Annotated in this window: 6 protein-coding genes; 1 reads left to right on the top strand and 5 read right to left on the bottom strand. The window is 73.2% G+C overall.

Going from position 1 to position 6,119, the window contains the following annotated elements; translation table 11 throughout:
- The 4 genes from ACJA3G_RS27485 to ACJA3G_RS27470 form a co-directional block, all read right to left on the bottom strand.
- On the bottom strand, positions 1-739 hold a 739-nt coding region (locus ACJA3G_RS27485), incomplete at its 3' end, for an enoyl-CoA hydratase/isomerase family protein (RefSeq protein ID WP_406555731.1).
- 145 nt (positions 740-884) lie between these two features.
- Positions 885-1,106 carry a helix-turn-helix domain-containing protein gene (locus tag ACJA3G_RS27480; RefSeq protein ID WP_067157635.1) on the bottom strand — a complete coding sequence of 74 codons (222 nt, stop codon included), beginning with the start codon at positions 1,104-1,106 and terminating at the stop codon, positions 885-887.
- 347 nt (positions 1,107-1,453) lie between these two features.
- Positions 1,454-3,052 (bottom strand): ABC-F family ATP-binding cassette domain-containing protein, encoded by a 1,599-nt coding sequence (locus ACJA3G_RS27475; RefSeq protein ID WP_406555730.1) that lies wholly within the window; start codon positions 3,050-3,052, stop codon positions 1,454-1,456.
- 184 nt (positions 3,053-3,236) lie between these two features.
- Positions 3,237-3,935, bottom strand: a complete 699-nt coding sequence (locus ACJA3G_RS27470) for a PQQ-binding-like beta-propeller repeat protein (RefSeq protein WP_406555729.1) — start codon at positions 3,933-3,935, stop codon at positions 3,237-3,239.
- 98 nt (positions 3,936-4,033) lie between these two features.
- Here ACJA3G_RS27470 and ACJA3G_RS27465 point away from each other — a divergent pair, with 98 nt between their 5' ends.
- Entirely contained in the window at positions 4,034-4,927 is an 894-nt protein-coding gene (locus tag ACJA3G_RS27465) for a neutral zinc metallopeptidase (RefSeq protein ID WP_406555728.1), read from the top strand.
- Positions 4,928-4,995: 68 nt separating this feature from the next.
- On the opposite strand, the gene ACJA3G_RS27460 is transcribed toward ACJA3G_RS27465, so the two are convergent.
- Positions 4,996-6,119, bottom strand: a 1,124-nt coding sequence (locus ACJA3G_RS27460) for a hypothetical protein (RefSeq protein ID WP_406555727.1), incomplete at its 5' end; no start/stop codon positions are given.

Here is a 6,119-nt window from a genome sequence, read left to right as displayed (position 1 = left end):
CAGCCACCCGCTGCTCCTCGTACGACCGCCCCGCCACCCCCCGCAGCAACGCCTTCGTCTCGATCACCGCATCCCGCGGCGCCGCGACGAGCGCAGCCGTCAGGTCCCGTACCGCCGCGTCGAGTTCGCCCCCCGGCACCGCGAGGTTCGCGAGCCCGATCCGCTCCGACTCCTCCGCTCCGACGAGGCGGCCGGTCGCGCAGATCTCCAGGGCGCGGGCGTAACCCACCAGGCTCACCAGGGGGTGGGTGCCCGTCAGGTCCGGCACCAGGCCGAGGCTGGTCTCGCGCATGGCGAACTGCACGTCGTCCGCGACGACGCGCAGGTCACAGGCGAGCGCGAGCTGGAAGCCCGCGCCGATCGCATGCCCCTGGACCGCCGCGATCGACACGATGTCGTTGCGGCGCCACCAGGTGAACGCCTCCTGGTACTCGGCGATGACCCCGTCCAGCTCCTCGTCGGAGCCGCGCGCGAGGTCGAGGAAGGACGGTTCGCCGTCGAAGCCCTCGGGAGTGAAGGCCTGACGGTCGAGCCCGGCGGAGAAGGACTTGCCCTCTCCCCGCAGTACGACGACCCGGACGGTGCCGGGCAGCTCCTGACCGGCGGTCGCCAACGCCCGCCACAGAGCGGGAGACTGGGCGTTGCGCTTGTCCGGGTTGGTCAGGGTCACCGTGGCGACAGCGTCGTCGACGGTGAGCCGGACGCCGTCCTTGTCGAGTACGGGGTCGGGCGAAGCCATGGGGCGCCTCCGGGTCGGGTGCGGTCAAAATAAGTGACTGCACAGTAACCACCCGGTCGACCGCGCGGCCTACCGGGTGGCAACCCGACCCGGCGAGCCCCGAGCCGGGCCCCTAAGGACCGGCCCCGGACCCGCCCGGCCCCGGTCAGGCCGAGGCGGTCTTCTTGCCGCGTGTTGCTCCGCCGCGTCCGCGCAGTACCACCCCGGACTCGCTGAGCATCCGGTGGACGAATCCGTAGGAGCGGCCGGTCTCTTCGGCCAACGCCCGGATGCTCGCACCGGAGTCGTACTTCTTCTTCAGGTCTGCCGCGAGCTTGTCGCGCGCGGCGCCGGTTACCCGGCTGCCCTTCTTCAGAGTCTCGGCCACCCGTGCCTCCTCATGGGAAGTGCGCTCTGGACTTCTCATGATCACCCCTCGCGGGCTTCCTGGCCACCCATTCGGCAAGGTCGGTGCACGCGGGTTTCCGCGCAGGACGGGGCGAAGTCGGGCCGGAATGAAAAATTCCGCACGGCCTCGGAACCACCTCTGATCCGAGCGAGCGAAGAACTCGCTGGTCAGAGGTGTGCTCGGGGTCACACTCCGGAATCGGTCCGTCCCGTACTCACGCGCTCTTGATCCCGTGCATGACACGCCGGGGTACGAGACGCCCTCACTCAGATTGAGGATCACGCGTAGGCCGAATGATCCATATGAAGTGGATCAGTCGCGCAGCGTCACGCGAGGGCGACCAGATCCGCGTAGTCCGGACCCCACAGGTCCTCGACGCCGTCGGGCAGCAGAATGATGCGCTCGGGCTGCAGGGCCTCGACCGCGCCCTCGTCGTGCGTCACCAGAACGACCGCGCCCTTGTACGTACGCAGCGCGCCGAGGATCTCCTCGCGGCTGGCCGGGTCCAGGTTGTTGGTCGGCTCGTCGAGCAGCAGGACGTTGGCGGAGGAGACCACCAGCGTGGCCAGGGCCAGCCGGGTCTTCTCGCCGCCGGAGAGCACGCCCGCGGGCTTGTCCACGTCGTCGCCGGAGAACAGGAACGAGCCCAGCGTCTTGCGGACCTCGACCAGGTCGAGGTCGGGGGCGGAGGAGCGCATGTTCTCCAGGACCGTGCGGTCCGGGTCGAGCGTCTCGTGCTCCTGCGCGTAGTAGCCGAGCTTGAGGCCGTGACCCGGGGTGACCTGGCCGGTGTCCGCCTTCTCGGCGCCCGCGAGCAGCCGCAGCAGGGTCGTCTTGCCGGCGCCGTTGAGGCCGAGGATGACGACCCTGGACCCCTTGTCGATGGCCAGGTCGACGTCGGTGAAGATCTCCAGCGAGCCGTACGACTTGGACAGGCCCTCGGCGGTCAGCGGGGTCTTGCCGCAGGGCGCGGGGTCGGGGAAGCGCAGCTTGGCGACCTTGTCGGAGACGCGGACCGCGTCCAGGCCCGAGAGCAGCCGCTCGGCGCGCTTGGCCATGTTCTGCGCGGCCACCGTCTTGGTCGCCTTGGCGCGCATCTTGTCGGCCTGGGAGTTGAGGGCGGCGGCCTTCTTCTCGGCGTTCTGGCGCTCGCGCTTGCGGCGCTTCTCGTCGGCCTCGCGCTGCTGCTGGTAGAGCTTCCAGCCCATGTTGTAGACGTCGATCTGGGAGCGGTTGGCGTCCAGGTAGAACACCTTGTTGACGACCGTCTCGACCAGGTCCACATCGTGGGAGATCACGATGAAGCCGCCCCGGTAGGACTTGAGGTAGTCGCGCAGCCAGACGATCGAGTCGGCGTCGAGGTGGTTGGTCGGCTCGTCGAGGAGCAGGGTGTCGGCGTCCGAGAACAGGATGCGGGCGAGCTCGACGCGGCGGCGCTGACCGCCGGAGAGGGTGTGCAGCGGCTGGCCGAGCACCCGGTCGGGCAGGCCGAGCGCGGCGGCGATGGTGGCGGCCTCGGCCTCGGCGGCGTACCCGCCCCGGGTGAGGAACTCCGTCTCCAGGCGCTCGTACTTCTTCATCGCCTTCTCGCGCGTGGCGCCCTTGCCGTTCGCCATGCGCTCCTCGTTCTCGCGCATCTTGCGCAGCACCTCGTCGAGGCCCCGCGCGGAGAGCACCCGGTCGCGCGCGAGGACGTCGAGGTCGCCGGTGCGGGGGTCCTGCGGCAGATAGCCGACCTCACCGGAGCGGGTGATGGTGCCGCCGGCCGGGATGCCCTCGCCGGCCAGGCACTTGGTGAGGGTGGTCTTGCCGGCTCCGTTGCGGCCGACGAGGCCGATGCGGTCGCCCTTGGCGACACGGAAGGAAGCGTTCTCGATGAGGATGCGGGCGCCGGCGCGCAGCTCGATGCCGGTGGCGGTGATCACGGAAATACTCCAGGGCGGTATGGACGGCGGGGTGGACGGGGGTCGAGGAGCGTCGACGCCGTCTAATGCACAAGGAGAATTGCCATGGGCCAATTCTAGCGGTGGTGTGCAACTGCTTTTACGTGCGGTGATCCCTTGGGCAAGGTCGTCCGCGGGGCGCCGTGACCGCCCTCCCGGAACGCCCTCACACGCCCCGGGCCGCGCCCACGCGCGCGGGGAGCTCGTTGCCCAGCGGGGTGCGGCCGGGCGCGACGGGCCCGAGGGTGTCCACGGCCACCAGCTCCTGGGTCCACACGTCCCGGTCGGCGCAGGGCTGGGCGACGATCAGCACGCCCGCCACGCGCGCGACGCGGCCCGGGTCGAAGGCGCACCCCGGCCGGGCGGGCAGCGTCCAGCGCAGATCCCCGTCGGCGGTGCGGTACGCGGCGACGCGCTCGGGGGTGAAGACGGCCAGCATCCCGTCGCCCCGGGCGGCCGGGGCGAGCTGCTGGAGGACGCCCGCGGCCCGCGCCGGGCGCCCGGCGAGCCAGCCGGCGAGACCGGGGACGGCCCGGTGCCAGCGGACCGCGTCGACGGAGAGCACGCGCGCGGTGTCGGTGACCATGCCGTCGCTCCACAGGGCGAAGGCGTGCCCCGGCGCGCCCCGCACCGCGAGCGGGCGGCGTCCCTCGCGGCGGTAGGTCCAGCTGCGCGCCCCGCTCCTCGGGTCGTACGCCTCGACGGCCGCGCCCCGCACCCGTACCGCGGGGCGGTCCTGGGCGGCGTCGGGCAGCACGGTGAGGCGGTCGCCGTAGTGGGCGGGCCGGGCCTGGCGGGCCGCGGGGACGAGGGGAAGGGCCAGTACGGCGGCGACGGCGGCCAGCGCGAGACGGTTCCGGTCCATGAGGCGCCGAGCGTACCGGCCGCCGTGGCGAAACAGGCGCAACGCCATGACCTGTTCAATACTCTGGGGTGGTACCGCGTCACGGAGGGTGGTGGGCCGTGCAGTTCGACGACGACGCCGATCTGGACACGTCCGAGGTCAAGGACGTCCGGGGCAGCCGGGTCCCCGGCGGCCGGGCCACCATCGGCGGCGGCCTGGTCGGGATCGTCGCGCTCGTGCTCGGTCTGCTCTTCGGGGTCGGGCCGGACCAGCTGGGGCTCTCCTCCGGCGACTCCGCCCCGGCGACCTCGGTGTCGGCCCAGGGGCAGGTGCAGGCGAGCTGCCGCAAGGGACGCGACGCCAACACCAAGGAGGACTGCCGCGTCCTGGCGGTGGTCAACAGCGTGCAGGACTACTGGTCGCGGGAGCTCCCGCGCCGGGGCGGGAGCTACACGTCCGCGCAGACCGTCTTCTTCACCGGCCGCGTCCCCACCGCGTGCGGGACGGCGACCTCGGCGGTGGGGCCGTTCTACTGCCCGGGCGACCGGCACGTCTATCTGGACCTCGGCTTCTTCGACGACCTGCGGACCAAGTTCGGCGCCACGGGCGGTCCGTTCGCGCAGGCGTACGTGGTGGCGCACGAGTACGGGCACCACGTCCAGATCCTGACGGGCACCCTCGCCCGGTCCCAGGACGGACGGCAGGGCGCGGACAGCGGCTCCGTGAAGGTCGAGCTCCAGGCCGACTGCTACGCCGGGGTGTGGGCGCACCACGCGACGACCACGCCGGACCCGAGGACCGGCAGGCCCCTGCTGACCCGGCTGAGCGACCAGGACATCAGGGACGGTCTGGACGCGGCGGCGGCCGTGGGCGACGACCGCATCCAGGAGAGGTTCCAGGGCCGGGTCACCCCGGAGTCCTGGACGCACGGCTCGGCCCAGCAGCGTCAGCAGTGGTTCCGCACCGGCTTCGGGACGGGCGACACGGCCCGCTGCGACACCTTCGCGCGTTAGCCGCCGGGCTTCCGGGGCCGACCGCACGCGCGCGCCGCCGCCCGGCCGCGTTTCCGTACGCCCCCCGGTCAGACCCCGCCGGTGTGGACCTGGAAGGCCGCGCGGCGCACGGCCTTGGCGAGGGCCGGGTCCGGATGGGCGGCTGCCAGGGCGACCAGGACCTGGACGGTCCGGGGGTGGCCGACGGCCCTGACCTCGTCGAGCAGGGCGGGCACGGTGCCCTGCACGGCGGAGTCGAGGTGGCGCACCATCAGGTCGACCTCGCCGTGGTCGGCAACGGCTGCGGCGGTGTCGACCCACAGCCAGGTGGACTCCTCGCGGGTGAGGACGGCGGTGACGTCCTCGGGGTCGGTCCCCTCGTGCTCGGCCAGCCACAGCAGGGCGTACGGGCGCAGGAAGATCTCGTCGGCGGCGGCGCGCACCTCGGGCTCGGCGGGCGCGCCGACGACCCGGAGCGCCTCGAAGGCGAGCCCGCGCACCAGGGCGTCCTCGCCCCGGGCCGCGTCGAGCAGTTCGGTCACCGCGCTGCCCACGGGCCGGGCGGCGAGCCAGGCGCGGTACTCGGCGCGGGCCGGGCCGGGGGTGAGCCGGGCACAGCCGCGCAGCATGTCCTCGGCGGACTGCTCGATGTTCCCGGCCGGGCTCTGCGCGGCGACGCAGATCTGCTCCAGCTTGACCCACACCGCCCAGTTGCCGAGCGGGGTGAGGGTGGCCGAGCCCTCGCCGAGGGTGAGCGCGCCGACGGCGGCGAGCCCGGCGAGGACCCAGTCGAGGAGGAGGGAGAGGAAGGCGAGGGAGGCCGGGCGGTCCCCGCCGGGGGCGTCCGCGCCGGTGGCGTCGGGCACTTCGCAGCGCTCGTCGCGCAGTTCGGCGACGCGCTGGCCGAGCAGGTCGAGCAGGGCCGGTACGAGGACGGGGCCGGCCGAGAGCTGGAGGAGGGAGAGGACCTGGGGGACGGCTTCGACGACCTCGGCCACGGCGGCGGGCGCGATGGCGGCCGGGGCGGGGTGGASGATCGACCAGGCGTCGAAGAGGGCGACCCAGCCGCGCAGCACCGCCGCGTCGTCGCGGTCCCAGGCGCGCAGCCGCCAGCCGGGGCGGGCGGTGCCGCCGTGCAGCTCGACGAGTCCGGCGAGCCGGGCGCGGTCCCAGCCGGCCCGCACCTGGGCGGGGGTCAGGCCCAGGGTGGCGG

Origin of the sequence: Streptomyces sp. YS-3, from assembly GCF_045257485.1 — a bacterium.
Taxonomy (GTDB): Bacteria; Actinomycetota; Actinomycetes; order Streptomycetales; family Streptomycetaceae; genus Streptomyces.
This window is presented reverse-complemented; position numbering and strand designations above follow the sequence as displayed.